The sequence below is a fragment of the Nocardioides albidus genome (assembly GCF_006335005.1).
Lineage (GTDB): Bacteria > Actinomycetota > Actinomycetes > Propionibacteriales > Nocardioidaceae > Nocardioides > Nocardioides albidus.
In genome coordinates this window covers 171,773-197,743 of record NZ_VDMP01000022.1, presented here as the reverse complement: position 1 = coordinate 197,743, position 25,971 = coordinate 171,773, and the positions used below count along the sequence as shown (strand labels likewise).

Here is a 25,971-nt window from a genome sequence, read left to right as displayed (position 1 = left end):
CGCCATGCTCGACAGCGCGATCGTGCTGTTCCGGGAGCGGGGCGTGGCGGCGACGTCCCTGCGGGACGTGGTGGCCCACAGCGGCGCACCTCGCGGCTCGATCTACCACCACTTCCCCGGCGGCAAGCAGGAGCTGGCCAGCGAGGCGACCCGGCGGGCGGGCGACTCCATCGCGAGGCTGTTCACCCGACTGGTCGCATCGGCCGACCCTGCCGCCGCGGTCGACCGGCTCGTCGACCACTGGTCCGGCGTGCTGCTCGACAGCGACTTCGCGTCCACCTGCCCGGTCGCGGCGGCCGCCCTGGCCCCCGACGACACCGACGGCGCCCGGGTGGCCGCCGGCGTCGCCTTCGAGCAGTGGGAAGACCTGCTCGCCGGCGCCCTGCGCGAGCGCGGCGCGACCCCCGGCGAGGCGGCCGACCGGGCCGCGCTCGTGGTCTCCGCGATCGAGGGGGCGCTGCTGGTGAGCCGCGCGCGTCGTACCGATGCCCCGCTGCGGGCCGTGGGACGGGAGCTGGTCCGGCAGCTGGCCTGACCTCGGAGCCGAGCCCGCCGATTTGACCCCACCCGACGGCCGATTGAGAATGATTCTCATGCGCTCGTCTATCGGTCTCCGCACCCTCGCCGTCCTCGCGCTCGCCGCGCCCCTCGCCACCGGCTGCTCGGCCTTCAGCGGCGACAGCGGAGCCGGCGACGACGACAAGGTCACCGTCGCGGCGGCCTTCTATCCGCTGGCCTGGGCCGCCGAGCAGGTCGCCGAAGGGACCGGCACCGATGTCACGCTGCTCACGCAACCCGGCACCGAGCCGCACGACCTCGAGCTCACCGTCAAGGAGACCGCACTGCTCGCCGACGCCGACCTGGTGCTCTACGAGTCGGGCTTCCAGCCGGCCGTGGACGACGCCGTCGAGCAGAACGCCAGCGGGGCCACCCTCGACGCCGCCGAGTCCGTCGACCCGATCCCGTTCGAGGAGTCGGCCGCCGAGCACGAGGANGGAGGACGGGCACGCCGAGGAGGACGGGCACGCCGAGGAGGGCGAGGAGCACGACCACGACCACGGCGACCTCGACCCGCACTTCTGGCAGGACCCGCTGCGGGTGGCCGACCTCGCCGACGCCGTCGCTGACGAGCTCGCCGAGGTCGACTCGGCCCACGCCAAGGCCTACCGCGCGAACGCCGAGAAGCTGCGCACGGAGCTGACGACCCTCGACGAGGAGTACACCGCTGGCCTCGCCCAGTGCGAGCGTGACACGATCGTGGTGTCACACGACGCGTTCGGCTACCTGGAGAAGTACGGTCTCCACATCGCCCCGATGGTGGGGCTCTCCCCCGACGCCGAGCCCACCGGCGCGGTGCTGGGGCAGCTGAAGGAACTGATCAGGACGGAAGGCATCACGACCGTGTTCAGCGAGCCGCTCAAGCCGGCCCTCGGCGAGAACTTCGCCCACGACCTCGGCCTGACCAACGGCGTGCTCGACCCCATCGAGGGCCTCACCGACGCGACCGCCGGCGAGGACTACCTCTCCCTCATGCGCGCCAACCTGCAGGCGATCTCCACCGCCAACGGCTGCCGATGACCGAAAGCGCCGCGGTCGAGGTCCGCAACGCCAGCGTCGCCCTGGGCGGGCGTCCGGTGCTCCGCGGCATCGACCTGACCGTCGCACCCGGCGACTTCGTCGCCCTCATGGGCGCCAACGGGTCCGGCAAGTCCACCCTCGTGCGCGCCATGGTCGGGTTGCGGCCGGTGATCGGCGGCGAGGTGCGGCTGTTCGGCACACCGCTCGACGAGTACGACGCGTGGAGCCGGATCGGGTACGTGCCCCAGCGGGCCACCGCCGGCTCGGGCGTCCCGGCGTCCGTGTGGGAGGTCGTCGCCGCCGGCCGGCTGACCCGACGCCGGCTGCTGCGGCCACTGTCGCGGGCGGACCGCGCGGCCATCGAGGACGCTCTGGAGGTGGTCGGGCTCGTCGACCGCCGCCGCGACGCCGTCACCAACCTGTCCGGCGGCCAGCAGCAGCGGGTGCTCATCGCCCGCGCGCTGGCCGGCGAGCCCGAGCTCTTCTTCCTCGACGAGCCCACCGCCGGCGTCGACCTGCCCAACCAGCAGGTGCTCGCCGACACCCTCGCCCGGCTCAAGGAGCGCGGCGCGACCATCGTCCTCGTCGCCCACGAGCTCGGCCCGCTGGCACCGCTCGTCGACCGGGCCGTCGTCCTCCGCGACGGACGGGTCGCCTACGACGGATCGGCACTCCAGGACCACGAGGTGCACCAGCCCTGGTTCGCGGAGCCGCACACGCACCACCACCATCACGAGCGCCCGCCGTCGGTGTCGGCACCGGTCGGCCGCGACGACCAGCTACCCGGAGGACGCCGATGACCCCCCTCGAGCTGTTCGGCGAGCAGTTCATGCAGCGGGCGCTCATCGCCGCCCTGTTGACGGGCCTGGCCGCACCCGCGATCGGCACCTTCCTCGTCCAGCGCCGACTCGCGCTGATGGGCGACGGGATCGGGCACGTCGCCGTCACCGGTGTCGCGCTGGGTCTGGCGACCGGCGCCTCTCCACTGTGGACCGCGGTCCTGGTCGCCGCCCTCGGCGCGGTGCTGATCGAGGTGATCCGCGAGCGCGGCCAGACCAACGGCGACGTGGCCCTCGCCCTGCTCTTCTACGGCGGCCTCGCCGGTGGTCTGTTCATCAGCGGCCTCGCCGGGCAGAGCGCCGCCGCCCTCAACCGGTACCTGTTCGGCTCTCTGACCACACTCTCCCGATCCGACATCGTGGTGACGACCGTCCTCGCCGTCGCGGTCGTCGGGCTCTGCGTGGGCCTGGCCCCCCAGTTGTTCGCCGTCGCCCAGGACCAGGAGTTCGCCCGGGTCGCCGGCCTGCGGGTGCGCGCCTACAACCTGCTCGTCGCCGTGCTCGCCGCTGTGTCGGTGACCGTCGCCATGCGCACCGTCGGCCTGCTCCTGGTCTCCGCCCTGATGGTGGTTCCCGTCGCCACCGCCCAACAGCTCACCCGGTCCTTCCGCACGACCATCGTCGCCGCCATGGCGCTGGGCGCACTGGCCTCGGTCGGCGGCCTGGTGACCGCCACCTTCGCGTCGTACGAGGTGACCGTCGCGCCCGGTCCGACGATCGTGCTCCTCGCCCTGGCCTGCTACGCCGTCGCGTGGCCGATCGGCATCTGGAGCCGACACCGCGCCCGGCTCCGGGAGCCCTTCCCCTCAGGTCAGGCCGCACCCCAGCACGGCGCCTGCGACGAGCACCCCCACGCCCACGGTCCCGGCTGCGGCCACCTCGCCGTCCCCCACGACGACCATGTCGACTACGTGCACGACGGCCACCGCCATGCCGTGCACGGCGGGCACTACGACGAGCACTAGCCGGTCGGGTTGGGCTCCGCGCCGCCGTACCTGCGATCGCGGCGGGCGTACTCGTCGATCGCCTGCCACAGGTGGCGGCGGTCGACGTCGGGCCAGAGCACGTCGGAGAACACGAACTCGGCGTACGCGGCCTGGTAGAGCATGAAGTTCGAGAGCCGCTGCTCGCCGGACGTGCGCCAGATCAGGTCGGCGTCGGGGAGCTCGGGGACGTAGAGATAGCGGCCGAGGGTGCGGTCGTCGACCCGGTCGGGATTGACCCGGCCTGCCGCGACGTCGCGGGCGAGGGCCTTGGCGGCGTCGCCGAGCTCGGACCGGCCGCCGTAGTTGACGCACATCGTGAGCGTCAGGACGTCATTGCTCCTGGTCATCTCCTCGGCCACCTGCAGCTCGGTGATGACCGACTTCCACAGCCGCGGCGCCCGCCCGGCCCAGCGGACCCGGACGCCCAGCTCGTGCATCTCGTCGCGGCGGCGGCGGATGACGTCGCGATTGAAGCCCATGAGGAACTTGACCTCCTCGGGGCTGCGCGACCAGTTCTCGGTGGAGAAGGCGTAGGCCGAGATCGCCTTCACGCCGATCTCGATCGCGCCCTCCACGACGTCGAACAGGCTCGACTCCCCCTGCTCGTGGCCCTTGGTGCGCGGCAGCCCCCGCTCCTTGGCCCAGCGACCGTTGCCGTCCATCACGATCGCGACGTGGTGCGGCACCAGCTCGGCCGGGACGGCCGGCGGGCGGGCGCCCGAGGGGTGCGGCGTGGGCGGGCGGACCGGGCCGCGGGCGGCGGCAGCTGCGGCGGCCGCGCGGGTACGTCGGGTCGAGCGGGTCACGGAGGGCAGTCTGTCAGGCCAGGCGCCGGGGATTCATGCAGCCGCCTCAGCGCTCGACGTACGCCAGCGACCGCAGGCCCCGCTCCAGCTGCCACTGCACGAAGGCGGCGACCAGACCGCTCGCCTCGCGGACGTGGCGGGGGTCGGCGGACTCGACGACCGGCCAGTCGCCGGCAAGCAGCCCGCCGAGGAGGGTGAGGGTCTCGGCGGCGGGGGTGGCGGAGCCGGGGATCCGGCAGGTCGAGCAGAGCACGCCGCCCATCGACGGGTTGAACCAGCGGTGGTGGCCCAGCTCCCCGGTCGCGGTGACCGGCGGGCGGCCGCAGTGGGCGCAGTCGACGAAGGTGGGGGCGTAGCCGGCGATGGCCAGCGCACGCAGCAGGTAGGAGTCGAGGACGTGGCGCGGGGCGCGCGACCCGGCCGCCATCGCCACCAGGCCGCCGAGGAGAAGGGTGAACTGCTGGCGCGCGGGCTCACGCTCCTCCACGACCAGCCGCTCCGCGGTCTCCAGCATGGCGGTGCCGGCGGTGTAGCGGTCGTAGTCGGCCCCCAGCGGCGCGGCATAGGCGCCGCGGGTCTCGGCCTGGGTGATCGTGTCCAGGTTGCGGCCCTCGGCGAGCTGGAGGTCGACGTGCGTGAACGGCTCGAGGCGGGCGCCCCACCGCGACGTCGTACGCCGCACGCCCTTGGCGACCGCCCGGACCACGCCGTGCTCGCGGGTCAGCAGCGTGACGATGCGGTCCGCCTCACCCAGCTTGCGGGTGCGCAGGACGATCGCCTCGTCGCGGTAGAGCGGCACTCCCCCATTGTGACCGATCAGGAGGAGCGGGTACGCCGGCCGCGCCGGGTCGGTCGCGTGCACTCCCGGGCGAACCGCGTGACCACGAGGTCGAGCCGCTCGGGACGCCGCCGCCACTCCAGCGGCACCTCCGCCCGCTCGAGCACCGCGCCGGGGATCTCCTCGACGAGCATCTCGGCGTCGCCGACCGGGTGGAACGGGTCGGCGGTGCGGGCCACGACCAGGGTCGGGGCGGTGATCGCGGCACGCTCGGCCGAGGACGGCGCGAACCGGCCGAACAGCACGCCGCGCACGATGGCGGCGACCGGGCCCGGCCGCACGTCGAGGGTGTCGAGGACCAGCCGCACCCACTCCGGCGCCAGCCGTCGCGGGAGCGGCCGGGTGGCCAGCCGCACCGCGCTCAGGGCGAGCGGAGCGAACCGGGCCGTGGTGAGCACCGGGGCCAGCAGCGAGAGCTGGGCGCCGAGCGCGTTCTCCAGGACCGGCCCGTCGAGGAGCAGCCCGGCGACGCGGTCCGGCGCGATCACCGCCACCTCGAGGGCGACGTCGGCGCCGATCGAACAGCCGCCGACGACGGCCCGCGGCGCGCCCACGTGGTCGAGCAGAGCCACGACCTGCTCGGCGAAGGCCGTCACCGAGTAGGACAGCGGGTCGGCCGGCCGGTCGGAGCCGCCGTGCCCGAGCGGGTCGAGGAGGAGCACGTGCAGCCCGTTCGAGGCCAGCATCCGGGCGGTGCGGTCATGCACCCGCCGCGGCACGAGCAGCGGCGGGACGAGCACGACCCAGGCGTCGCCGGCGCCGTACTCGGTGAACTCCAGCCGGTCGCGGCCGCGCCGGCCCTCGATGAAGACCTGCCCGATCTGCTCGGAGGCCAGCGCGGCGCGACCCATGTCCCGTCAGCCGATCGGTGCGACCGGAGTGGCGGGGATCGTCGTCGCCCGAGCGCGGTTGGCGGCGCACACGACGGCGCGCAGCGACGCGGTGACGATGTTGTGGTGGATGCCGATGCCCCACACGATCTCGCCGGCGATCTCGCACTCGACGTACGCCGCCGCCACCGCGTCGCCGCCGGAGGACAGCGCGTGCTCGGCGTAGTCGAGCACGCGGATGTCCGCGCCGGCCTGGCGCATGCCGTCGACGAACGCCGCCACCGGCCCGTTGCCCATGCCGGTGAAGGCCTGCTCCTCACCGCGCACGACGAGGCGGACCTCCTGGCGGTCGTCGCCGTCCTCGCTCGTGGTCGAGGAGAACGAGACCAGGCTGTAGGGCTCCTCGCGGTCGAGGTACTCCTTGCGGAAGATCGCCCAGATGGCCTCCGGGGTGACCTCGCCGCCCTGGGTGTCGGTGTGCTGCTGGATGGCGCGGCTGAACTCGATCTGCGCGCGGCGCGGCAGGTCGAGGCTGTGCTCCGCCTTGAGCACGTAGGCGACGCCGCCCTTGCCGGACTGGCTGTTGACCCGGATGACCGCTTCGTAGGTGCGTCCGACGTCCTTGGGATCGATGGGCAGGTACGGCGCCTCCCACGGGATCTCCCCGACCGGCTTGCCCTGCTCGGCCGCGATCCGGTCGAGGTCCTCCAGCCCCTTCTTGATGGCGTCCTGGTGGGAGCCGGAGAAGGCGGTGTAGACGAGGTCGCCGGCGTACGGGTGGCGCGGGTGGACAGGCAGCTGGGTGCAGTACTCGACCGTGCGGCGGATCTCGTCGATGTCCGAGAGGTTCACCTGCGGGTCGATGCCCTGGCTGAACAGGTTCATCGCCAAGGTGACCAGGTCGACGTTGCCGGTGCGCTCGCCGTGCCCGAACAGGCACCCCTCGACCCGGTCGGCGCCGGCCATCAGCGCGAGCTCGGTGGCGGCGACCGCCGTACCCCGGTCGTTGTGGGGATGCAGGCTGATCACGCTGTGCGCACGGCGCGACAGGTTGCGGGAGAAGTACTCGATCTGGTCGGCGTAGGTGTTGGGGGTCGACATCTCGACGGTCGCCGGCAGGTTGAGGATGATCTCCCGCCCCTCCTCGGGCTGCCAGACGTCGGAGACCCGCTCGCAGACCTCGATCGCGAAGTCCGTCGGCGTCTGGGTGAAGATCTCGGGGCTGTACTGGTAGCCGAAGTCGGTGCCGGACAGCAGCTGCTCGGCGTACTTCATCACCCACTCGGTGCCGCGGGTCGCGATCGCGATGCACTCGGCCTCGGTGACGTTGAAGACGACCCGCTGGAACAGCGGCGCGGTGGCGTTGTAGAGGTGCACGGTCGCCTTGTCGGCGCCGACCAGGGACTCCACCGTGCGCGAGATCAGGTCCTCGCGGGCCTGGGTCAGCACCGAGATGCGTACGTCGTCGGGGATCCGGTCCTCGGTGACGAGCTGGCGCACGAAGTCGAAGTCGGTCTGGCTCGCCGAGGGGAACCCGACCTCGATCTCCTTGTAGCCCATCCGGACCAGGAGCTCGAACATCTTCATCTTGCGCGAGGGGCTCATCGGGTCGATGAGCGCCTGGTTGCCGTCACGCAGGTCGGTGGACAGCCACCGGGGCGCGCGGGTGATCTTCCGGTCCGGCCAGGTGCGGTCCGGCACCGTGACGGGCTCGAAGGCGGTGTAGCGGTGCACCGGCATCCCGCTCGACTGCTGGCTGGGGATGGTGACGCTCGGGCGTGCGTTGTTCATGACTTCCTCGGCTGGGTCGTGGTTCTGAGATGAGCGCCGGGCGCGCGACTCACTCCGCAGCGAGGGGTCCGGCTGGTCAGACCTCGCTGCGGCCGCTAAGAAGGAGCGCTCGCGTCATGATGGCAACCACCCTAGCAGTCACCGGACTCGCTCGGGGAGGCACGGGTACCACGCGGGGACCTCGACGGAAGGAACCCCCCATGGAGCCGAAGCAGGCAGCTACACCGGAGATCCCGGGCGCCCCCGCGGTCGCACCTCCGAGCCCGACCGAGCCGATCGAGCCGGTCGACCCGCTCCCGGCCAAGCCCGACCAGACGACCCCGGACACCCGCACGGCGACCGGGGCACCGACCGGGGCCGACCCGCGCGCCGCCGGCCAGCAGGGCCCCTGGCTGACGACGTCGACGGGCACCCGGCTGCGCGACACGGACCACTCGCTGAAGGCCGGCGAGCGCGGGCCGACCCTGCTCCAGGACCACCACCTGCGGGAGAAGATCACCCACTTCGACCACGAGCGGATCCCGGAGCGGGTCGTGCATGCGCGCGGAGCCGGCGCCCACGGCTACTTCGAGGGCTACGGGACCGCGCAGTCCGTGACGTTCGCGGGGCTGTTCGACGAGGGCCGGCGAACCCCGGTCTTCGTGCGCTTCTCCACGGTCCTCGGCTCCCGGGGCTCGGCGGACACCGTCCGCGACACCCGCGGCTTCGCGACGAAGTTCTCCACCGACGAGGGCGTCTGGGACCTGGTCGGCAACAACATCCCCGTGTTCTTCATCCAGGACGGGATCAAGTTCCCCGACGTGGTCCACGCGGCCAAGCCGCACCCGGACCGGGAGATCCCGCAGGCGCAGAGTGCCCACGACACGTTCTGGGACTTCGTGTCGCTGCACACCGAGGCGCAGCACCACACGCTGTGGAACATGTCCGACCGCGGGATCCCCCGCTCCTATCGGATGATGGAGGGCTTCGGCGTCCACACCTTCCGGCTCACCAACGCGGCCGGCGAGACCTCGCTGGTGAAGTTCCACTGGAAGCCGAGGCTCGGCGTCCACTCGCTCACGTGGGAGGAGGCCCAGCTGATCGGCGGCCTCGATCCCGACTTCCACCGACGCGACCTCGCCGACGCGATCGAGTCGGGCGCCCACCCCGAGTGGGAGCTCGGGATCCAGGTGTTCGAAGACACCGACGACCAGATGTTCCAGGGCATCGACCTGCTCGACCCGACGAAGCTCGTGCCGGAGGAGCTGGCGCCGGTTCAGCCGATCGGCCGCATGGTGCTGGACCGCAATCCGACCAACTTCTTCGCCGAGACCGAGCAGGTCGCCTTCCACGTCGGCCACCTCGTGCCGGGCATCGACGTCACCGACGACCCGCTGGTCCAGGCGCGCCTCTTCTCGTACGTCGACACCCAGCTCACCCGGTTGGGCGGCCCGAACTTCAACCAGATCCCGATCAACCGGACCCACGCACCGGTCAACGACATGCTCCGCGACGGATTCCACCAGCACGCCGTGCACGCCGGTGTGGCGCCGTACCGGCCGAACTCGCTCGACGGCGGCTGTCCCTTCACCGCCGGAGCCGACCTCTCCGACGAGCAGACCCGGGCCTTCGTCGACGCCGCCCGCAACGTCGCCGGCCCCAAGGTCCGAGCCCAGCCGGCATCGTTCGACGACCACTTCAGCCAGGCCCGGCTGTTCTGGGAGAGCATGAGCCCGGTCGAGCAGGAGCACATCATCCGCGCGTACAGCTTCGAGCTGGGCAAGTGCTACGAGCAGGCGATCCGCGAGCGGCAGCTGCAGGCCCTGGCCAACATCGACCCACGCCTGTGCTCGGAGGTGGCGACCGCGCTGGGTCTCCCGGCACCCGAGCCGGGCGTCGAGCCGGCAGCGGTGACGCCCAGTCCCGCCCTTTCCCAGCTCGCCGGCGGACCCTGGCCTCCCGACGGCCGCGTCGTCGGGATCGTCGTCGATCCCGACGGGAGCCTGGCGGACGTGGGCGAGGTCCGATCCGCCGTCCTCTCCGCCGGGATGGTGCCGCTCGTCATCGCCCCGCACGGCGGGAAGGTCGCGGACCTCGACGTCCAGCGCACCTTCGCGACCGCACGCTCCGTCGAGCTCGACGCCCTCCTGGTCGCCGGATCGCCGGCGGCCGCACCGGACGCCCTGCCGACGCGCGACGCCAAGGCGGGAGCGGCGCGGAGCGCGACCCTGGACCCGCGGGTCGTCCTGCTGCTGGAGGAGGCCTACCGGCACGCCAAGGTGATCGGTGCGTGGGGCGAGGGGGTCCGGACCCTGACAGTGGCCGGAGTGCCGGACCACGCGCCCGGCATCGTCACGGGGAGCGCGGGCATCGGAGTGCTCGACGAGGTCCTGGCGCTGGCCGGGATGCACCGCTCCTGGCAGCGGTTCGCCCCGGCGTAGCCTGAGAGGGTGGCCCGGCTCCTGATCGTCCACCATTCCCCCAGCCGCTCGATGCAGGCGCTCCTCGAGCAGGTCGTCGCCGGCGCGCACGACGAGGACGTGCAGGCGGACGCGGGGGTCGAGGTCGTCGTACGGCCCGCGCTGGAGGCGACCGCCGAGGACGTGCTGGCCGCGGACGGCTACGTCCTCGGCACGACAGCCAACTTCGGCTACATGAGCGGGGCCCTCAAGCACTTCTTCGACTCGACCTTCCTCGCCGTCGGCGGCGCCCTCGATCCGGGCGGGGCGCCTGCCGACGGGGCCGACGGGGCCGGGGACACCGCGGGGCGGCCCTACGGGCTGTGGCTGCACGGGCGCTACGACCTGACCGGCGCCGAGAGGTCGGTGCAGTCGATCGTCGGCGCGCTCGGCTGGCGCCAGGGCTACGACGTGCTCGGTGTGCTCGGCGACATCGACGACGCCGCACTGCAGGCCGCCTACGCCCTGGGCGCTACGATCGCGGCACTTCTGAACGACTGATCCGACGGCCGGGAGCCGGCGTCACGAGAGGGGCTGGATCGCGTGCACCGAGCTGTCGTCCTGCTCGCCCTCGCGCTCCTGGCACCGGTGCTCGCGTCCTGCGCCAGCGAGCGTCAGGGCCGCAACACCGACGACGCCCTCGTCGACGCGCTCGAGGTCCCGGACAGCGGCGTGTGCCGGGTGCTGACCCCCGAGGACGTGGCCCTGACCTCCAACGCGACGCGGACGGTGCCGTGCTCGAAGGAGCACACCGCGGAGACCTTCGCGACGGGCGAACTGCCCGCCGAGTTCGACAAGGTCGCCTACGACGACAGCGCGCTCGCCCGATTCGCCTACCGCACCTGCTCGAAGGCCTTCGCGGACTTCGTCGGTGCGGACGAGAGTCTGGTGCTGCGCACCACCTTGAGCTGGGCCTGGTTCCGGCCCTCGGAGAAGGCGTGGAAGAAGGGGGCGCGCTGGTATCGCTGCGACGTGCTCGGCGGGAGCTCCGCGAGCACGACGTACCGACCTCTGCCGGAGACCGCGAAAGGCATGCTGTCGGGACGCGCTCCCGACGTGTGGCTCAGCTGCGCGCGCGGCCCGTCGGTGGCCGAGGGCGAGAAGGTGCCGTGCTCCCAGAAGCACGACTGGCGCGCGGTGACGACCGTCAAGCTCGGCCAGCCCGAGGACGCCTACCCGGGCGACCGGGTGATGGAGAGCCGGACCCGCTCGTTCTGCTCGAGCTCCGTCGAGGCGTGGCTGAACTACCCGGCCGAGTTCGAGTACGGCTTCACGTTCTTCCACAAGCCCGAGTGGGACGCCGGGATCCGGCGCTCGGTCTGCTGGGCCCGGACGAGTGAGTGACCAGTGAGTGACGTGATGACACCTCGGACCCCGCGCCGTCGGCGCGCGAGCGCCCTGGCCGCGGCGCTGCTCGCCCTGACCGGCCTCTCCGGCTGCAGTGGCGGCGACGACGACAAGGCAGCGCCCCGCAAGGAGCCGACGACCCAGACCACGGCTCCCGCTCCCGACCCGGGCCCACCGGTCGGCGCGTGCTACTCACTGCCGTACGACGCCGCCGTCGCCCCGACCTCCAAGGTCGAGGCCGTCGACTGCGCGCAGCCGCACACCAGCGTCACGTTCGCGATCGGCACCATCGACGCCGTCGTCGACGGCCACCTCCTGGCCGTCGACTCCGAGCGCGTCCAGTCCCAGGTCTCCTCGGCCTGCCCGGCCCAGCTGCTGACCCACGTCGGCGGCACGCTCACCCAGCTGCGACTCAGCATGATCCGCTCGATCTGGTTCACCCCCACCGTCGAGCAGTCCGACGCCGGCGCCGGCTGGTTCCGCTGCGACGCCGTGCTCCTCGACGGAGCCTCCCAGCTCGCCGAGCTCGACGGCGATCTCAAGGGCGTGCTCGGCGCCAAGACGATCCCGGACCAGTACGCCATGTGCGGCACCGCCGCACCCGGCACCGCCGACTTCGAGCGGGTGCGCTGCTCGGCCAAGCACTCCTGGCGCGCGATCGACGTCATCGACTTCCAAGAAGCCGACTACCCCGGTCTCAAGCAGGTCAAGGCCGCCGGCCGCGGACGCTGCGAGGACGCCGCCGCCGACGTCGCCAAGGACCCGCTCACCTTCAAGTGGGGCTACGAATGGCCCACGAAGAGGCAGTGGGCGATGGGCCAGAAGTTCGGCCGCTGCTGGACGGCCGAGTAGCGACCGCCAAGGGCACTAGGGAAGCGGCTCGTCGCCCAGCCCGACACGCCGCGCCATCAAGGCGGCCTCGGTCCGACCGCTGACCCCCAACTTGGCGAACACTGCCGACAGATGGTTGTTGACCGTCTTGACCGCCAGGCCGAGCCGATCGGCGATCGCCCGGCTCGGCATGCCCGACGCGAGCAGGGCCAGCACCTCGCGCTCGCGTCCGGACAGCCCCGGGAACGGCTCAGCGGCTGCCGGTCCCCGGCGGGCAACAGCCTCGAGAACCTGAGGAGCGATCGCGCTACCGAACACCGCCTCACCCGCCGCCACCGACTCGATCGCCCGCACCACCTGTCGCTGGTCGGCGCCCTTCAGGAGATAGCCGCGGGCGCCCGCCTGCATCGCCTCCCGCACGGTGTCGTCGTCCTCGTGCATCGTCAGCATGAGGATCGCAACGTCCGGCGCAACCCGGGCGATCTCCCGGGCGGCGCCCACGCCGTCGAGGCCGGGCATCGCGACGTCGAGGACGAGTACGTCGGGCCGCTGGGTCACCGCAGCCCGAACCGCCTCGCGCCCGTCGGAGGCCAGCCCGATGACGTCGATGCCCTCGACACTCGTCAACAGCGCCTTCAGGCCCTCGCGGACGACGACGTGGTCGTCGGCCAGCACCACGCTGATCATGGTTTCCCTCCCCAGGGGAGGCATGCCCGAACCTCTCCGCCGACCCGTCCCGGGCCGGCGACGAACGAGCCACCGACCTCCGTTGCGCGCTCACGCATCGATCGAAGCCCCACACCCGGGCTCCAGGCCTGCGACGATCCACCGTCGTCCGACACCGCCACCACGACATGGTCCCCGTCGACCCCGATCTCGACGTCCACCCGCTCAGCGGACGAATGCCGGGCGACATTGGTCACCGCCTCGACGGCGATCCGGAAGAGTGCACTTTCGACTGGGGCCGGCAGCACCGGCAGTTCGTCCGATTCGATCACGACCTGCAGTCTCGAGCCGTCGGAGCGCTGGGCCAGGCCGGTGGTGTGTCGCTCGATGGCACCGACCAGTCCCAGCTCCTCGACGCTGACTGGCCGAAGCCGCTCGATCAGCGTGCGGACCTCCACGATCGCCTGGCTCGCTGACCGGCGGATCTCGTCGATGAGGTCGGGCACTTCGACCGAACCCGTGGCGGCGAGGTTCGAGACGGCATCGGCGTGGAAGGCGATCCCCGTCAGCAACGGCCCCAACCCGTCGTGGAGGTCGTTGCGCAGCCGGTGGCGCTCCGCGCTCCGGGCGCGCTGGATGTCGTCGGCCGCCTGCTGGACGACCTCGGTCAACGCCCCGGCGTGGAGCGCGAGGGCGAGCGGACCGGCGATGAGGGCGAGCACTGCGCGGTCGGCGGGATCGAGGCGCCCCTGGCCCCGTCGTACGCCGACCAGCAGCTCGCCCACCTCGGCTCCTGCGTGGCGCAGCACGAACGATTCCGTGATCGACATCGGTTGCCCACTCGTCGCAGTCGGCTGCCCGGGCGACCTCAACTCGGCATAGGGCAGCCGCAGGGTGACCCGCAGAGGCTCGAGCAGGTCCCCCGGCGTGGCGACCCGGGTCGCGAGCTCCGCGGTGAACGCGGACGCCGCCCGCACCGGATCGGCACGCTCGCCGTACATCCGCACCTCGACCGTGCGCTGCAACCACATCCGAGCCGGGTGGAACAGAACCGCGACCACGACCGCCGCCGGCACCGACGGCGGGACCACGCCGCTCAGCACCACGTCGCCCACGGCCACACTCACGAGATACGCAGCCAGGACACCGGAGGTGAGCAGCAGCCAGGCGATCGACCGCGACCAGACCAGGCGGATGTCGAGGACCTCGTGCCGCAGCACCGCGAAGGTCATCGCCACCGGCACCAGCCCGATCAGTCCGAGCACAAGGATGACTGCGGTCGCTCCGGGCTCCACCAAGAGGACGTCGAGCACGATCAGCAGGGCCGCCACCGCGAGTGCCCACAGCAGCCACAGCAGTTGCCGCCGCACCGTCTCGTCTCCGCGCCGATAGCGCCCGCGGATCAAGACGAACAGCAGCACGTAGACCACCACCTCGAGCAGGCTGGCTGCGATCGCGACCAGCAGCAACTCATCCACCGGACCGATCGAGGTCCAGGCCGGCGCGGGCGTCGACGCATAGGCCGGCACGTTGTCGAGCGGCGTGTCGCCGGAGAACCGGACGAACTCGACCGCGAAGGTGACCGCGATGAAGCCGGGCACCCACCGCCAACTCCTGCCGGGAACCCGCCCGTCGGGGAAGATCAGGACGGCGAGCGGCAGGCCGAGGAACTGACACGCGGTCCATGTCATGTACGCCGTGCTGATGGTGCGCAGCACTGGCAGCGGCCAGCCGTGATCGATGCCGGCGACCAGCAGCGGCACAGACGAGGCGGTCGCCACCGCGGCCAGTCCCGCCACGATCAGCGGCCGGCCGAGGAGCACGTCGGGACGATGCCAGGCAAGGATCAGGCCGCAGACGCCCGCGGGCACACCGATCATCAGGTTGGTCAGCTGGAACGACTGGACCGCGGTGGGTCCCTCGACTCCGGCGATGACGTCGCCGAGCAGCGCGCCGACCAAGCCTGCCACCAAGGCGATCCCGGCTGCGATGACGCCGAGTCGTGGGGCGCGATCGGTCGGCATGGAGCCATCATCGCGCGGCGGCCGCCCGGTCCGCTGGGCAATCGACCCGGTTCGCTCGGGCAGCCGCCCGGACCATCGGGCAGAACGACGCTCCCGACCACGACCGGCCGCGGGTCACGCTCGGCCTCGATCTTCCTCACCTTCTGAAAGGGAACACCCATGAACCGCTCCAGCTCCCTCGTCCTCACCGGCGGCGCCCTCTGTGCCGCCCTCGGCGTGTTGACCTTCATCGACGTGCCCGACCGGCTCTGGATGCTCGCAGCTGCTGGCTTCTGCGCGCTGATCGCGGCCGGCCTGGGGCTCACGGGCGGGCCGTACCGGCCGGCCGCGATCGCCTTCGCGATCTTCGGAGTCGCTCACATCGTGTGCTCGTTCGACCTCGACCTGCCGCCGATCGTGTTGTCGCCCGGCCTGGTGGTCGTGCTGGTGGGGCTGGCCATCACCGGCGTCAAGGTCCTCAACGAGGGGATGGTGCAGGGCGGATCCCGCTATGTCCCTCTGATCGTCTCCGCGACATGCATCACCATGCCCATGGGCCACATGCTGTTCGGTGACACGGGCCACCAGGCATCGATCATCCTGCTCGGCATCGCTTTCGCTGCCCTCGCTCTGCCGCTGGCACAGGTGCGGCAGTCACGGCCGCTCGACGCCATCCACGCGGGCCGAGCCTGAATCAGCCGATCTGCCACGTTGCGAGCGTCACCCGATGGGTGCGCCGCCAGGGCGTCCGGTTGTCGGCGGGATTCGCATCAACCAGCTTGATCCGCCCCCGCCGTCAACCCGAAGCGGCACGAAAGCCGTCGACGTGACGGTGCCCATCGCCGGACTGCCTGGTCGGTGCCCCTGTCGGAACGCCAGCCACGGCGGGGCCGCAGCATCCACACATCCCACGCCACCACCAGCCCGCGCCTGATCGCGTCAGAAGCCGAGCTTGCGCAGCTGCCTGGGGTCGCGCTGCCAGTCCTTGGCGATCTTGACGTGGAGGTCGAGGTAGACCGGGGTGCCGAGGAGGGCCTCGATCTGCTTGCGGGCGGCGGTGCCGACCTCACGGAGGCGGGCGCCCTTCTTGCCGATGACGATGCCCTTCTGGGAGTCGCGCTCGACGTACAGGTTGGCGTGGATGTCGAGGAGCGGCTTGTCGTCGGGACGCCCCTCCCGCAGGCCCATCTCCTCGACGACGACGGCGATGGAGTGCGGGAGCTCGTCGCGGACGCCGTCGAGCGCGGCCTCGCGGATCAGCTCGGCGGCGAGGATCTCCTCCGGCGCGTCGGTGAGGTCGCCGTCGGGGTAGAGCGGCGGGCCCTCGGGCATCAGGGCGACGAGGAGGTCGCCGAGCAGCCCGATCTGGTCGCCGCCCACCGAGGAGACGGGCACGATCTCGGCCCACTCGGTGCCGGTCGTGCGGCCGAGCTCGGCGATGTCGAGGAGGTGCTCGCCGATCCGCTCCGGTGTGGCGAGGTCGGTCTTGGTGGCGATCGCGATCTTGGTCGTACGCCGCACCTTGGCCAGCTCGTTGACGAGGAAGGTGTCGCCGGGGCCGATCTTCTCGTCGGCCGGGAAGCACACGGCGACCACGTCGACCTCCGCCCAGGTCGTCTTGACCAGGTCGTTGAGGCGCTCCCCGAGCAGCGTGCGGGGGCGGTGGAGGCCCGGGGTGTCGACGAGCACGAGCTGGCCGTCGGGGCGGTGGACGATGCCGCGCACGACGGTGCGGGTGGTCTGCGGCTTGTCGGAGGTGATGACGATCTTCTGGCCGACCAGGGCGTTGGTCAGGGTGGACTTGCCGACGTTGGGGCGTCCGACGAAGCAGGCGAACCCGCTGCGGTAGCCCTCGGGGAGGTCGAGCGAGCCGAACACCGGCGCGGCCGGTGGCGGCAGAGCGCCGAAGTCGTCGTCGAACTCGTCCTCGTCGTCGAAGTCCTCGTCGTCCTCGAGCTCGTCCTTGAAGTCCTTCTCGTCGTTCACTGCTCAACCCCTGCCTGCGCGGCGTCGTAGTCGGCCCAGATCTCCTCGTCGGACTTCCCGGCTGCCTTGCCGGCACGCCAGATCGGCCCGGGGTCGACGGCGCGCGGCTGACGCTTCGCGACCGAGCGCCAGTAGCCCATGACGTCGTAGTGGGTGCTCGGGAGCTTGCGCTCCCGCATCAGGTGCTTGCGGATCGCCCGCATCTGCGCGGACTCGCCGGCCATCCAGAAGTAGCCGTCGCCCTCGGGCCAGTCGATCCCCTCGACGACCTCGGCCAGGCGGCTCTCGCCGTCGAGCGGGAGCCAGGCGACCTCGGCGGAGCCGGGGAAGTAGCCCTCGATCCGCGAGTCGGCCGGCACCTCGGCGTGGATGCGCACCGGAAGCCGGTCGCCGTGCTCGACGGCGATCCGCGCCATCGCGGGCAGCGCCGTCAGGTCGCCCACCAGCAGCAGCCACCGGGCGTCGCCCGGCGGGAGGAAGGAGCCCTTCGCCTCGGTGATCACGACCCGCTGGCCGACGGGGTCGCCGGAGGCCCACTCCGTCACCAACCCGACCTCGTGCACGACGACGTCGAGGACCATCTCGCCGGCGTCGAAGGAGCGCACCGTGTAGTAGCGGCTCTGGAACTGCCCGGGCACCACGAGGCCGACCCACTCGTCGGAGATCCCGGTCGAGGAGAAGCCGGGGACGTCGAGGGTCAGCCGCACGAGGTGCGGTGTCAGCTGCTCACGGCTGCGGACCGTGGCGTCGTACTGCTGGGCCCGGGTGCTCACCGGTCAAGGCTAGTGGTCGTCGACTCAGACCCCGAAGTCGTGACGCAGCGGGTAGCCGCTGACGCCGTCGTCGGTGCGGGTGGCCAGCACGTGGTGGAGCTGGATCTCGTTGCGCTCGAAGGCGATCCGGGAGCCGGCCATGTAGAGGCCCCACACGCGAGCGGTCCCCTCGTCGGTCTCGGCGACGCAGGCGTCCCAGTTGTCGACGAGGTTGCGGCACCAGCCCTCGAGGGTCCGCGCGTAGTGGACGCGGAAGTTCTCGTGGTGCTGCACCTCGAGGCCGGCGTCCTCGATCGCCCCGACGATCGTGCCCGAGCCGGCGAGCTCGCCGTCCGGGAAGACGTAGCGGTCGATGAAGGCGCCGGTCCGCCGGTCGGCGTTGTCGTGGCGGGTGATGCAGTGGTTGAGCACCCGGCCCTGGGGCTTGAGCCGGTCACGGATGAAGGCGAAGTACGCCGGATAGTTCGCGATCCCGATGTGCTCGGTCAGGCCGATCGAGCTGACCGCGTCGAAGTCGCGCTCCTCCACGTCGCGGTAGTCGCAATGGCGCACCTCGGCGAGGTCGTCGAGGCCCTGCACCTTGATCTCCTCCTGGGCCCAGGTCGCCTGCTCGCGAGACAGCGTGACGCCGAGGACCTGGACGCCGTAGTGGCGCGCGGCGTGGCGCACCATCCCTCCCCAGCCGCAGCCGACGTCGAGCAGGCGCTGGCCGGGCTGCAGGTCGAGCTTGCGGCAGATCAGGTCGTACTTGTGCTCCTGCGCCTCCTCGAGGGTGGCCCCATCGCTCGGGAACACCGCGCAGGTGTAGGTCATCGACGGGCCGAGGACGTGCTCGTAGAAGGCGTTCGAGACGTCGTAGTGGTGGCGGATGGCGTCGGCGTCGCGCTCGTGGGAGTGGCGGCCCCACTTGCCCAGGGCCCGCAGTCCCTCGAGCCGGTGGCGCCAGGCCGGGAGGTGCTCCTGCGGCGGGGGCGCCGGCGGGATCAGGTGGCCGAGCCCGAGCGAGCGCAGCACGCCGACCAGCTCCAGTGGACCGGGGAGGCCGAAGTCGGTGCGGTCCTTGAGCAGGGAGAACGCCGGGTAGGGGTCGCCGGGGTGGACGCCGTGCAGCACCAGGTCGCCGGCGACGTAGGCGCGGGCGAGGCCCAGGTCGCCCGGAGCGGTCAGGATGTAGGAGAGTCCCCGCTCGCTGACGATCTCCATGCCGAACGGCAGGTCGAGGTCGCCGGCCGCGGAGCCGTCGTACGCCTTGAGCCACATCGGCAGGCCTCCCGGGAACAGGGAGGCGATGGTGGGTGCGATGCCCTTGCCGGTGGGGGCGCTCTTCTCGGCCGTCATCGGCTCTTCACCGCCTTGTCGTAGAGGGTCGTCAGTCGGTCGTCGGGATCGTGGACGCGCTTGACCGCCTCGAGTCGAGCCGTGTTGTAGAGCGCGTCGAAGGTGTCCTTGTCGTAGAACGCCTCGGAGTAGAGGGACTTGTGGCCGCCGAAGGCGTGGACCTTCGCCTCGATCGCGCGGTTGCGCGGGCTGTCGACGGCGTCGGGGCCGACGTGGACGGTGCCCCAGAAGCCCACGTTGACGTAGACCTTGCCGGCCTCGAGCGGGTAGAGGGGCCAGGGACGGGTGGTCGCGAGCGGGCAGATCCACACCGGGCGCATCCCGACCTCCTCGTCGAACCAGGCGAGGAACTCCCCCAGCCGCTCGACGGGCACCTCGATGTCCTGCACCACCCGCTCGCGCAGCGGCCGCCCGGCGCGGCGGTCGAGGCGGTCGGCGATGCCGAAGCGCCGGTCGAGGTGGAGCATCCGCATGTAGACGTCGGAGCGGCGGTAGCGGCGCGGCCACAGCCGGCGGATGCGGGGGTTCTGGGCGCCGAAGGCGCCGGAGCACCAGAACCAGTCGGTGTCCCAGCGCCACAGGTAGTCGTGGAAAGTGAGCCGGTCGCGCTCGCAGGTCTGCAGCGAGCGGTAGTAGATCTGCTCCCCGGCGTAGTCGGAGGTCGGGCCGGGCTCGTCGGTCCACCGCGCCAGGGTGAGCACGTGCTCGCCCGGTCCGAACGAGACGCCGTCGAGGCCGTGGACGGGCCGACCCTCGTAGGACCGGGTCGCGGCGATCTCCGCGATGGTCTTGGCCAGGAGGTCGGCGTCGTCGATGCGCACGTGGCGCAGGGCGACGTACGGCGGCACCTCGGCGAGCCTGATCCGCAGGCGGGTGGCGTAGCCGAGCGAGCCGTAGGAGTTGGGGAAGGCGTCGAACAGGTCGTCGCCGGGCCGGGTCGTGACGACCTCGCCGCTGCCGGTGAACACGTCCATCTCGAGCACCGACTCGTGCGGCAGGCCGAGTCGGAAGCTGGTCGACTCGATCCCGAGCCCGCTCACGGCACCGCCCAGCGTGATGGTGCGCAGCTGCGGGACGACGTGGGGCACCAGCCCGTGAGGGAGGGTGGCGTCGACGAGGTGCTCGTAGGTGCACATGCCCTGGACCTCGGCCACCGGCCCTCCGGGAGCGTCGGGGAGCACCTCGATCACGCCGTCGAGCCCGCCGACGTCGAGGCCCGGCACGTCAGTTGCCGCGCGGGCGCGAAACAGGTTGGTGGTGCGCTTCGCGAGCCGCACGGGCTGCCCGGCGGGGATGGCCGCGAAGGACTCGGCGAGCCGCCGGACGGCCTGCGCGTGCTGCTCCCAGGAGCGGTGTGCCATGGTTTCGAAAATACTCCTGTCCGGGGACATTGGGGCTCGTGGGGTGGTTGACCTCACTCAACCAGTCGACCGGACGTCGGAGCCAGCCATTTCCGAGCGCGACGAACAGCCCCGCAGCTCGGGGGACGTGCGGGGTGCTGTTGTGGCCAGGACCGCTGGATCAGGGCGTGACGGTGGCGGCGACGGTGCCGCGGGGGTCGCCGAGGTGCACGACGACTCCCGTGCTGCCGGCGAAGTCCGCCAGGACGGCGGCGTCGGGCTCGGTGAGGTCCTGGGCGTCACCCAGGAGGACGCAGGCGTCGACGCCGGTGGAGCCGGACGCGACGGCCATCGCGACCACGGCCTGGACGGCGGTGAGGTGCAGCGAGGGCAGGTCGACGGTCGCGGCGGCGTACGTGCGGCCGTCGGTGTCGCGGACCGCGGCGCCCTCCGCGGCCCCGATGCGGGCCCGGGTGGCGCGGGCGAGGGTGACGAGCTTCTGGTCCTCGGTGGACAGGTCGGCCATGGGGTCATCCTCTCAGGGGTGCAGGATGGGGCCATGCCTGCCTACTGGATCAGCAGCTACCGCGCCGTCACCGACGCCGACAAGATGGCGGCCTACGCCGCGCTGGCGGCGCCGGCCCTGAGCGCCGCCGGCGGCCGGTTCCTCGCGCGCGGCCTGCCTGAGCGGGTCTACGAGGCCGGGCTCGAGGAGCGGGCCGTGCTCATCGAGTTCGACAGCGTCGAGGCCGCGCGGGCGGCGTACGAGAGTCCTGCCTACCGCGACGCCTTGGCCGCCCTCGGCGACGGCGCCGAGCGCGACATCCGGATCGTGCCCGGGGTCTGACGGCTCAGCCAGGTCAGCTCTCGCCGGGGACCTCGGCGGGCACGCGGGAGATCAGCACGGTGCCGATCTTGTTGCGGCGCCCCGCCGCGTGCTCGGCCTCGAAGCGCAGGCCGTGGGCCTCGACGACCGAGCCCGGGATCGGGACGCGCCCGAGGTGCTTGGCGAGCAGACCGCCGACCGAGTCGACGTCCTCCTCCTCGATCGGGAACCCGAAGATCTCGTCGAGGTCGTCGACCGGGTAGCGGGAGGACACCCGGACCTGGGCGTGGGGGTCGTCGCCGCCGTCGCCGAGGATCTCGACCTCGACCTCGGCCTCGTCGTACTCGTCGGTGATCTCGCCGACGATCTCCTCGAGCAGGTCCTCGATGGTGATCAGGCCGGCGGTGCCGCCGTACTCGTCGACGACGATCGCGACGTGGAGGCGGCGCAGCTGCATCTCGCGGAGCAGGTCGTCGACGGGCTTCGACTCCGGCACCCACACGGCCGGGCGCATGACCTCCTCGACCTTCTGCGTCAGCTCGACGTCGGGCGCCTCGAAGTCGCGGCGGACGACGTCCTTGAGGTAGGCCATGCCCCGCACGTCGTCGAGGTTCTCGCCGATGACCGGCACCCGCGAGAAGCCCGAGCGCAGGAACAGGGACATGGTCTGGCGCAGGTTCTTGAAGCTCTCGATGTAGACGACGTCGCCGCGCGGCACCATCACCTCGCGCACCGTGGTGTCGCCGAACTCGAAGACCGAGTGGATCATCTTGCGCTCGCCGGCCTCGATCAGCTCGGTGGCCTCGGCGATGTCGACGAGCTCGCGCAGCTCGGTCTCGGTCTGGAACGGGCCCTCGCGGAAGCCACGGCCGGGGGTGATCGCGTTGCCGACCAGGATCAGCAGACGCGGAACCGGTCCGAGCACGGTGGTCAGCGCCGAGATCGGCCCGGCGCACCACAGCGCCACGGACTCGGCGTGCTGCCTGCCGACGGTGCGGGGGGCCACCCCGATCACGACGAACGACACGACGAGCATCACCCCGAGAGCGAGCCCCGCACGGGCCCACCACGAGGCGTCGAGGCGGTCGTCGACGTGGAGGGTGACGACCACGATCGCGGCGATCTCGCAGAACAGCTGGAGCAGGAGCGCGGTGTTGAGGTGTCGCGGCGCGTCCTCCAGGACCAGGACGAGACGCTGGGCGCCCGCACGGCCCTCGCTCACCAACTCGTGCGCGCGGGCGCGCGAGAACGACGAGATGGCCGCGTCCGCCGCCGCGAACAGGCCCGCGAGCACCACCAGGACGGCCGCTGCACCCAGCGGCCACAGACTGCTGGCGATCACCCTCGCTGGCCCCGCATCAGGAGGCGGCCACGTGGGCGCGCCACTGGGCCAGGAGCTGGTCCTGGAGCCCGAACATGACCTTGTGCTCCTCCGGCTCGGCGTGGTCGTAGCCGAGCAGATGGAGGATGCCGTGGGTCGTGAGCAGCTCGAGCTCGGCGAGCGTGCCGTGGCCGGCCGCCTCGCCCTGACGCTGCGCGACCGCGGGGCAGACGACGAGATCGCCGAGGACGCCCTCCTCGGGCTCCTCGTTGACCAGGCCGGGCCGCAGCTCGTCCATCGGGAAGGCGAGGACGTCGGTGGGGCCCTCCTTCTCCATCCACTTCTCGTTCAGCTCCGCGATGGTGTCCTCGTCGACCGCCTTGATGCAGAGCTCGGCGAGCGGGTGGACGCGCATCTGGTCCATCACGAAACGCGCCAGCTGGGAGAAGTGCTTGACGTCGAGCCCGCTGCCGGACTCGTCGAGGATCTCGATGCTCACTTGTCGCCCGACCTCCTGGCCCTGCCGGCCGCCTGTGCTTCCTTCGTGGCTTCCCTCTTGGCGTCGAACTCGTCGTACGCCGCGACGATCCGGCCCACCAGCTGGTGGCGGACGACGTCGTGGCTGGTCAGCCGCACGAACGCGAGGTCCTCGACGCCGTCGAGGATGGACTCCACGATCCGCAGCCCCGAGGTGGTGCCGGAGGGCAGGTCGACCTGGGTGACGTCGCCGGTCACCACGATCTTCGAGCCGAAGCCGAGACGGGTCAGGAACATCTTCATCTGCTCGGGCGTGGTGTTCTGCGCCTCGTCGAGGATGATGAAGGAGTCGTTCAGCGAGCGGCCCCGCATGTAGGCCAGGGGCGCGACCTCGATCGTGCCCGCGGCCAGCAGCTTGGGGATCGACTCGGGGTCGAGCATGTCGTGCAGCGCGTCGTAGAGCGGGCGCAGGTAGGGGTCGATCTTCTCGCTGAGCGTGCCGGGCAGGTAGCCGAGCCGCTCACCGGCCTCGACCGCCGGACGGGTCAGGATGATCCGGTTGACCTGCTTGGCCTGGAGGGCCTGGACCGCCTTCGCCATGGCGAGATAGGTCTTGCCGGTGCCGGCCGGGCCGATGCCGAAGGTGATCGTGTGCTTGTCGATGGTCTCGACGTAGCGCTTCTGGTTCAGCGTCTTGGGCCGGATCGAGCGGCCGCGGTTGCTCAGGATGTTGAGCGAGAGGATGTCGGCCGGGCGCTCGGACGTGGCGGTCTGCACGCGCAGCATCGCCTCGACCCGCTCGACGACCTCGGGGGTGATGCCCTGACCGGTGCGCAGGATCGCGACCAGCTCGTCGATGAGCTTCTCGGCCAGCTCGACCTCGTGGACGTCTCCGGCCAGCGTCACGCGGTTGCCCCGGACGTGGACCGTGACGCCGAACCGCTTCTCGATGATCCCGAGGTGCTCGTCACCGGGACCGAACAGGGTCACCATGTCGATGCTGTTGGGCACCACGACCGTGTGGCGGGTCGGAGCAGGCTGCGCGTTCGGCGCGGCGGAGGTGACGGGTGTGGGTGAGTCGGTCATGGATGCCCGAGGACGGGCGGCCTTTCAGGTACGACGATTCGGCCCCACCATCGTACGTGGCGGGGCCTCGTCGCGCCCACTCGATTGCCGGTCGGGTTGCTCGGTCGAGCGCGCCCGTCAGCCGGGCGGCCAGGTGAGGTCGCGTCCGGCGATGACGTGGCAGTGGGTGTGGAAGACCGTCTGCTGGGCGCCCGCGCCGGTGTTGAAGACCAGCCGGTAGTCGTCGTACCCCTCCGCGCCGGCGACGGCACGGGCGGTCGTCGCGATCTCCGCGAAGGTCGAGGCGTCCGCCGCGGCCGTGGCGGCGGCGTTCGGCTCGTGGTCACGGGGAACCACGAGGACGTGCAGGGGGGCCTGCGGGTTGATGTCGCGGAACGCGACCGTGCGCTCGCCGGTGTGGACGATCTCGGCCGGGATGTCGCCGGCGACGATCTTGCAGAACAGGCAGTCAGGATCCGTCACGGCACCGACCCTAGCCGGGCACGCACCGACACGCGCGGCCGTGCGGTGCTCCCCCACTGTCCGCGGCATCGGGGAGGATCGGGACATGACCTTCCCCCGCACCCTCGCGACCGTCGGCGCGGTCCTCGCCCTGGGCGTCCTCGCCGGCTGCAGTGACGACGAGCCGTCCGGTACGCCGGACCCCACCCCGAGCTCGACCACGTCGGCGCCGACCTCGGCGCCGACCTCGGACGCCACGTCGGAGAGTCCCGTGGGCGACCTCAACGTCACCCCCTTCTTCGTCGGCGACGCCCCGCGGGGTCAGGCCCTGTTCCGGGAGGTCCACACCGGCGTGACGGCCGACGACGCGGTCGCCCTGCTGCTGTCCGGGCCGGCCGACCCCGACTACCGCACCCTGCTGCCCTCCGGCAGCCTGGAGCCCGGGGCCGGCTTCGACGGCGTCGGCGCCGACGGCACCCACGGCATCGAGCTGACCGACGCGTCCTGGACCGAGCGTCCCAGCGAGATGAGCGCCGCCGAGGCCCGGCTCGCGGTGCAGCAGCTCGTCTGGACGGTGAACTCGCTCCACGGCGGAGCGCTGGACCTGTCCCACCACACCGGGGCGGAGGTCCGGTTCTACCTCGACGGCGAGGAGGTCAGCTACCTCGGTGTGCCGAGCGGCGTGGAGGCCGAGCCCGAGCTGGACGTGCTGGCCATGGTCAACGTCACCGACCCGGCCGAGGGCGCGACGGTGGCCGACACCTTCACGGCGACGGGCATGGCCAGCTCCTTCGAGGCCACCGTGCCCTGGGAGGTCCAGGACGGCACCGGAAAGGTCGTGCTCGAGGGCTTCGCGACCGCCGAGGGCTGGATCGAGCGGCTCTACCCGTGGTCCGCCGAGGTCGACGTGAGCGAGCTGCCGGCAGGCGACTACACCTTCGTCGCCCGCACCGACGACCCCTCGGACGGTGAGGGCGGCGGCCCCACCCAGGACACCAAGCGGATCACGGTGCAGTGAGGCTCTCCCGGCTCCGGCTCAACCGGACCCTCCTGCTGCGCCAGCACCTCCTCGAGCGGGTCGCGATGGAGCCGGCCGCGATGGTGGGTCATCTGGTCGGACTGCAGGCGCAGGAGCCGCTGCCGCCGTACCTCTCCCTGGCCGCGCGGCTCACCGAGGTCGACCCGCATGCGGTCAGCGCGGCGATCGAGGACCGCTCGCTGGTGCGGGTGCTGAGCCTGCGCGACACCGTCCACCTGCACCTGCCGGCCGACGCGGTCACCCTGCCGGTGTGGGCGGCGCCGGTGCGGGAGCGGGAGATCAGGGCCAGCCAGACCATCGGGCCGGCCCGCGAGGTCGACCGGACCGCGTTCTCGGCAGCCGTGCACGAGATCCTCGCCGACGGCCCGCTGCCCCAGCGTCAGCTCGGCGC

The 25,971-nt window shown here is 71.8% G+C and carries 28 protein-coding genes; 13 read left to right on the top strand and 15 right to left on the bottom strand.

From position 1 onward, the window contains the following. Positions 1-4 precede the first annotated feature (4 nt). The 5 genes from FHP29_RS09645 to FHP29_RS09630 all read left to right on the top strand — a co-directional run bounded on the left by FHP29_RS09645 (position 5) and on the right by FHP29_RS09630 (position 3,382). On the top strand, positions 5-535 hold the full coding sequence (locus FHP29_RS09645; RefSeq protein ID WP_139622642.1) for a TetR/AcrR family transcriptional regulator: 531 nt from the start codon (positions 5-7) through the stop codon (positions 533-535). Next, positions 486-1,127 carry a metal ABC transporter solute-binding protein, Zn/Mn family gene (locus tag FHP29_RS23195; protein ID WP_338036846.1) on the top strand — a complete coding sequence of 214 codons (642 nt, stop codon included), beginning with the start codon at positions 486-488 and terminating at the stop codon, positions 1,125-1,127. The genes FHP29_RS09645 and FHP29_RS23195 overlap by 50 nt, the downstream gene beginning before the upstream one ends. Beyond that, complete coding sequence (locus FHP29_RS23190; protein WP_420813405.1) at positions 1,099-1,578, top strand: metal ABC transporter substrate-binding protein; 480 nt, start codon at positions 1,099-1,101, stop codon at positions 1,576-1,578. Before FHP29_RS23195 ends, FHP29_RS23190 begins: the two co-directional genes overlap by 29 nt. After that, the gene (locus tag FHP29_RS09635; protein WP_139622641.1) at positions 1,575-2,378 is read left to right on the top strand and encodes a metal ABC transporter ATP-binding protein; all 804 of its coding nucleotides are present in this window, start codon (positions 1,575-1,577) and stop codon (positions 2,376-2,378) included. The genes FHP29_RS23190 and FHP29_RS09635 overlap by 4 nt, the downstream gene beginning before the upstream one ends. Next, on the top strand, positions 2,375-3,382 hold the full coding sequence (locus FHP29_RS09630; RefSeq protein WP_139622640.1) for a metal ABC transporter permease: 1,008 nt from the start codon (positions 2,375-2,377) through the stop codon (positions 3,380-3,382). The genes FHP29_RS09635 and FHP29_RS09630 overlap by 4 nt, the downstream gene beginning before the upstream one ends. Here FHP29_RS09630 and FHP29_RS09625 read toward each other — a convergent pair. Genes FHP29_RS09625 through leuA form a run of 4 tightly spaced genes read right to left on the bottom strand, consistent with a single transcriptional unit; the run spans position 3,379 to position 7,668 of the window. Beyond that, positions 3,379-4,209 carry an isoprenyl transferase gene (locus tag FHP29_RS09625; protein WP_139622639.1) on the bottom strand — a complete coding sequence of 277 codons (831 nt, stop codon included), beginning with the start codon at positions 4,207-4,209 and terminating at the stop codon, positions 3,379-3,381. The genes FHP29_RS09630 and FHP29_RS09625 overlap by 4 nt on opposite strands. 46 nt (positions 4,210-4,255) lie before the next feature. Further along, positions 4,256-5,008, bottom strand: a complete 753-nt coding sequence (gene recO, locus FHP29_RS09620) for a DNA repair protein RecO (RefSeq protein WP_139622638.1) — start codon at positions 5,006-5,008, stop codon at positions 4,256-4,258. Between the two features lie 17 nt (positions 5,009-5,025). Beyond that, positions 5,026-5,898, bottom strand: coding sequence for an alpha/beta fold hydrolase (locus tag FHP29_RS09615; RefSeq protein WP_139622637.1), 873 nt, complete (start codon positions 5,896-5,898; stop codon positions 5,026-5,028). A gap of 6 nt (positions 5,899-5,904) precedes the next feature. Next, positions 5,905-7,668: a 2-isopropylmalate synthase gene (gene leuA, locus FHP29_RS09610; RefSeq protein ID WP_139622636.1), complete on the bottom strand. Its 1,764-nt coding sequence runs from the start codon at positions 7,666-7,668 to the stop codon at positions 5,905-5,907. Positions 7,669-7,868: 200 nt separating this feature from the next. Between leuA and FHP29_RS09605 the strand changes: the two genes are divergently transcribed. Genes FHP29_RS09605 through FHP29_RS09590 form a run of 4 tightly spaced genes read left to right on the top strand, consistent with a single transcriptional unit; the run spans position 7,869 to position 12,305 of the window. Beyond that, positions 7,869-10,088, top strand: a complete 2,220-nt coding sequence (locus FHP29_RS09605) for a catalase (protein ID WP_139622635.1) — start codon at positions 7,869-7,871, stop codon at positions 10,086-10,088. A gap of 9 nt (positions 10,089-10,097) precedes the next feature. After that, a complete protein-coding gene (locus tag FHP29_RS09600) occupies positions 10,098-10,607 on the top strand; it encodes a flavodoxin family protein (protein WP_139622634.1) in 510 nt (169 codons plus the stop codon). A gap of 42 nt (positions 10,608-10,649) precedes the next feature. After that, positions 10,650-11,450 carry a septum formation family protein gene (locus tag FHP29_RS09595; RefSeq protein WP_139622633.1) on the top strand — a complete coding sequence of 267 codons (801 nt, stop codon included), beginning with the start codon at positions 10,650-10,652 and terminating at the stop codon, positions 11,448-11,450. A 15-nt stretch (positions 11,451-11,465) separates the two neighbouring features. Beyond that, positions 11,466-12,305: a septum formation family protein gene (locus FHP29_RS09590; RefSeq protein ID WP_139622632.1), complete on the top strand. Its 840-nt coding sequence runs from the start codon at positions 11,466-11,468 to the stop codon at positions 12,303-12,305. Positions 12,306-12,320: 15 nt separating this feature from the next. Here the strand turns inward: FHP29_RS09590 and FHP29_RS09585 are convergent, their stop codons facing one another. Both FHP29_RS09585 and FHP29_RS09580 read right to left on the bottom strand, forming a co-directional pair. Then, complete coding sequence (locus tag FHP29_RS09585) at positions 12,321-12,971, bottom strand: response regulator (RefSeq protein ID WP_139622631.1); 651 nt, start codon at positions 12,969-12,971, stop codon at positions 12,321-12,323. After that, complete coding sequence (locus tag FHP29_RS09580; protein WP_139622630.1) at positions 12,968-14,974, bottom strand: sensor histidine kinase; 2,007 nt, start codon at positions 14,972-14,974, stop codon at positions 12,968-12,970. Before FHP29_RS09580 ends, FHP29_RS09585 begins: the two co-directional genes overlap by 4 nt. Before the next feature lie 219 nt (positions 14,975-15,193). On the opposite strand from FHP29_RS09580, the gene FHP29_RS09575 reads away from it, so the two are divergent. Then, positions 15,194-15,646: a hypothetical protein gene (locus FHP29_RS09575; RefSeq protein ID WP_139622629.1), complete on the top strand. Its 453-nt coding sequence runs from the start codon at positions 15,194-15,196 to the stop codon at positions 15,644-15,646. Between the two features lie 246 nt (positions 15,647-15,892). Here FHP29_RS09575 and era read toward each other — a convergent pair whose 3' ends face one another. From era to FHP29_RS09550, 5 genes are all read right to left on the bottom strand, one after another. Beyond that, complete coding sequence (era, locus tag FHP29_RS09570) at positions 15,893-16,939, bottom strand: GTPase Era (protein ID WP_420813404.1); 1,047 nt, start codon at positions 16,937-16,939, stop codon at positions 15,893-15,895. Then, complete coding sequence (locus FHP29_RS09565) at positions 16,936-17,712, bottom strand: siderophore-interacting protein (protein WP_139622628.1); 777 nt, start codon at positions 17,710-17,712, stop codon at positions 16,936-16,938. The genes era and FHP29_RS09565 overlap by 4 nt, the downstream gene beginning before the upstream one ends. 24 nt (positions 17,713-17,736) lie before the next feature. Continuing rightward, entirely contained in the window at positions 17,737-19,050 is a 1,314-nt protein-coding gene (locus tag FHP29_RS09560) for an SAM-dependent methyltransferase (RefSeq protein ID WP_139622627.1), read from the bottom strand. Further along, positions 19,047-20,411: an FAD-binding oxidoreductase gene (locus tag FHP29_RS09555; protein ID WP_139622626.1), complete on the bottom strand. Its 1,365-nt coding sequence runs from the start codon at positions 20,409-20,411 to the stop codon at positions 19,047-19,049. The genes FHP29_RS09560 and FHP29_RS09555 overlap by 4 nt, the downstream gene beginning before the upstream one ends. A 160-nt stretch (positions 20,412-20,571) precedes the next feature. Next, positions 20,572-20,916, bottom strand: a complete 345-nt coding sequence (locus tag FHP29_RS09550; RefSeq protein ID WP_139622625.1) for a cytidine deaminase — start codon at positions 20,914-20,916, stop codon at positions 20,572-20,574. A gap of 33 nt (positions 20,917-20,949) precedes the next feature. Between FHP29_RS09550 and FHP29_RS09545 the strand changes: the two genes are divergently transcribed. Further along, the gene (locus FHP29_RS09545) at positions 20,950-21,237 is read left to right on the top strand and encodes a DUF1330 domain-containing protein (RefSeq protein ID WP_139622624.1); all 288 of its coding nucleotides are present in this window, start codon (positions 20,950-20,952) and stop codon (positions 21,235-21,237) included. Between the two features lie 13 nt (positions 21,238-21,250). On the opposite strand, the gene FHP29_RS09540 is transcribed toward FHP29_RS09545, so the two are convergent. From FHP29_RS09540 to FHP29_RS09525, 4 genes are all read right to left on the bottom strand, one after another. Continuing rightward, the gene (locus tag FHP29_RS09540) at positions 21,251-22,555 is read right to left on the bottom strand and encodes a hemolysin family protein (protein WP_205014000.1); all 1,305 of its coding nucleotides are present in this window, start codon (positions 22,553-22,555) and stop codon (positions 21,251-21,253) included. Between the two features lie 19 nt (positions 22,556-22,574). Further along, positions 22,575-23,036, bottom strand: a complete 462-nt coding sequence (gene ybeY, locus FHP29_RS09535) for an rRNA maturation RNase YbeY (protein WP_139622622.1) — start codon at positions 23,034-23,036, stop codon at positions 22,575-22,577. Continuing rightward, entirely contained in the window at positions 23,033-24,100 is a 1,068-nt protein-coding gene (locus FHP29_RS09530) for a PhoH family protein (RefSeq protein ID WP_139622621.1), read from the bottom strand. The genes ybeY and FHP29_RS09530 overlap by 4 nt, the downstream gene beginning before the upstream one ends. Before the next feature lie 117 nt (positions 24,101-24,217). Next, positions 24,218-24,562 carry an HIT domain-containing protein gene (locus FHP29_RS09525; protein WP_139622620.1) on the bottom strand — a complete coding sequence of 115 codons (345 nt, stop codon included), beginning with the start codon at positions 24,560-24,562 and terminating at the stop codon, positions 24,218-24,220. Positions 24,563-24,647: 85 nt separating this feature from the next. Here FHP29_RS09525 and FHP29_RS09520 point away from each other — a divergent pair, with 85 nt between their 5' ends. Together FHP29_RS09520 and FHP29_RS09515 are read left to right on the top strand one after the other, a co-directional pair. Further along, complete coding sequence (locus FHP29_RS09520) at positions 24,648-25,559, top strand: Gmad2 immunoglobulin-like domain-containing protein (protein WP_158296530.1); 912 nt, start codon at positions 24,648-24,650, stop codon at positions 25,557-25,559. Next, positions 25,556-25,971, top strand: a 416-nt coding sequence (locus tag FHP29_RS09515) for a DNA glycosylase AlkZ-like family protein (protein WP_192903996.1), incomplete at its 3' end; no start/stop codon positions are given. The genes FHP29_RS09520 and FHP29_RS09515, both read left to right, overlap by 4 nt.

Bases quoted from the DNA above. Each gene is read 5' to 3' on its own strand.
- leuA (WP_139622636.1), bottom strand. From the start codon at position 7,668: ATGAACAACGCACGCCCGAGCGTCACCATCCCCAGCCAGCAGTCGAGC.
- FHP29_RS09545 (WP_139622624.1), top strand. From the start codon at position 20,950: ATGCCTGCCTACTGGATCAGCAGCTACCGCGCCGTCACCGACGCCGAC.
- FHP29_RS09555 (WP_139622626.1), bottom strand. From the start codon at position 20,411: ATGGCACACCGCTCCTGGGAGCAGCACGCGCAGGCCGTCCGGCGGCTC.
- FHP29_RS09630 (WP_139622640.1), top strand. From the start codon at position 2,375: ATGACCCCCCTCGAGCTGTTCGGCGAGCAGTTCATGCAGCGGGCGCTC.
- FHP29_RS09635 (WP_139622641.1), top strand. From the start codon at position 1,575: ATGACCGAAAGCGCCGCGGTCGAGGTCCGCAACGCCAGCGTCGCCCTG.
- FHP29_RS09585 (WP_139622631.1), bottom strand. From the start codon at position 12,971: ATGATCAGCGTGGTGCTGGCCGACGACCACGTCGTCGTCCGCGAGGGC.
- FHP29_RS09605 (WP_139622635.1), top strand. From the start codon at position 7,869: ATGGAGCCGAAGCAGGCAGCTACACCGGAGATCCCGGGCGCCCCCGCG.
- FHP29_RS09520 (WP_158296530.1), top strand. From the start codon at position 24,648: ATGACCTTCCCCCGCACCCTCGCGACCGTCGGCGCGGTCCTCGCCCTG.
- FHP29_RS09615 (WP_139622637.1), bottom strand. From the start codon at position 5,898: ATGGGTCGCGCCGCGCTGGCCTCCGAGCAGATCGGGCAGGTCTTCATC.
- FHP29_RS09530 (WP_139622621.1), bottom strand. From the start codon at position 24,100: ATGACCGACTCACCCACACCCGTCACCTCCGCCGCGCCGAACGCGCAG.
- FHP29_RS09560 (WP_139622627.1), bottom strand. From the start codon at position 19,050: ATGACGGCCGAGAAGAGCGCCCCCACCGGCAAGGGCATCGCACCCACC.
- FHP29_RS09580 (WP_139622630.1), bottom strand. From the start codon at position 14,974: ATGCCGACCGATCGCGCCCCACGACTCGGCGTCATCGCAGCCGGGATC.
- FHP29_RS09590 (WP_139622632.1), top strand. From the start codon at position 11,466: ATGACACCTCGGACCCCGCGCCGTCGGCGCGCGAGCGCCCTGGCCGCG.
- FHP29_RS09645 (WP_139622642.1), top strand. From the start codon at position 5: ATGCTCGACAGCGCGATCGTGCTGTTCCGGGAGCGGGGCGTGGCGGCG.
- FHP29_RS09550 (WP_139622625.1), bottom strand. From the start codon at position 20,916: ATGGCCGACCTGTCCACCGAGGACCAGAAGCTCGTCACCCTCGCCCGC.